At 36.4% G+C, this 1,285-nt stretch carries 2 protein-coding genes; both read left to right on the top strand.

The window, feature by feature from the left end:
• On the top strand, positions 1 to 541 hold a 541-nt coding region (locus QM469_RS10520), incomplete at its 5' end, for an LPXTG cell wall anchor domain-containing protein (protein WP_414276807.1).
• A gap of 658 nt (positions 542 to 1,199) precedes the next feature.
• Positions 1,200 to 1,285 (top strand): IS630 transposase-related protein (locus QM469_RS10515; protein WP_212750421.1); only part of this gene is annotated, 86 nt, incomplete at its 3' end.

The following is a 1,285-nucleotide window of genomic DNA, read 5'->3' as shown; positions in this document are numbered from 1 at the left end:
AAAAGCTAAGATAGCCGACGAAGTTAAGAAATCTAACCCAACCGTAACTGATGTTAAAGTTGGCAAAGATGGTACAACAACTGTTACATACCCAGATGGTACAACAGCGGTTATCCCAGCAGATAAGACAGTTAAGAAATCAGCTGATAAAGTCGTTAAGGATCCATCAGTAACACCAGTTACAGATCCAAGCAACTTGACTGATGCAGAAAAAGGTAAGGTAGCAGATGAAGTTAAGAAATCTAACCCAACTGCGAAAGATATCAAGGTTAACAAAGACGGATCAGTAATTGTAACCTTTGAAGATGGCACCACAGCCTTTATCCCAGCAGATAAGACAGTTAAGAAATCAGATGGTTCAGTAGCAGGTAATCCAGCTGCTAACCAAGATTCACCTGCTCAAGCACCAGCTAAGAAAGCAGGAGCGAAAGAATTGCCAAATACTGGTACAGAACAATCTAGCGCTTCACTTGCTTTAGCACTTCTTGCAGCAGCGACAGGCGGACTCCTCTTCGCTAAAAAACGTGAGGAAGAAGAGTAAGAAATTACTCAAATAAAGCAAAACTGAGAATCTCAATTCTATGAATTTGCTAGAAAAACCGTAAGAAGAAATTCTTACGGTTTTTTTGATGGATAATGATTAGGAGAATGGTGAAATGTCAGTCTTACAGATCTTTGAAATGCTAATACTCTTCGAAAATCTCTTCAAACCACGTAAACTTCGCCTTGCCGTATATTTGTTACTGACTTCGTCAGTTCTATCCACAACCTCAAAACGGTGTTTTGAGCAACCTGCGGCTCGCTTCCTAGTTTGCTCTCTGATTTTCATTGAGTATAAGACTGCTAAAAATATTTCTAGAAATTAGTTTGACTTTCCTAATCGATTTGTTCATACCTTATTTCAATCTACTATAACATCTGGAGAGGACAGTCGCTGTTCTCTCCATTTTTATATCCAGAGATAGAAGGATTTGTTGAAAAACTAAAAGATAAAACTATAAATCTCAGTAAAAAATATTTACTAAAATTTTTTAATACTGTTAAATAAGTTGTATGAATATAAAAACGGATAAATCTCTCATAGCAGGGCTGAAATACATCACTAGATGCATGTTTGTTCCTTTAATTCTATTTCTTAAAGAATTACTAAGTTTGCGATATAGTCACTTAGTTTATAAAATACATGTTATAATAAAGCCATGGCATATAGTACAGATTTTAAACAACGAGCATTAGATTACATCAAAGAGGGACACAGCCATGTCGAGGCGGCCAAAGTTTTTGA

Source organism: Streptococcus infantis (assembly GCF_047464215.1).
Taxonomy (GTDB): Bacteria; Bacillota; Bacilli; order Lactobacillales; family Streptococcaceae; genus Streptococcus; species Streptococcus infantis_P.
Note: the sequence above shows the minus strand (reverse complement) of the source record. Positions and strands in the feature narration are given on the sequence as shown.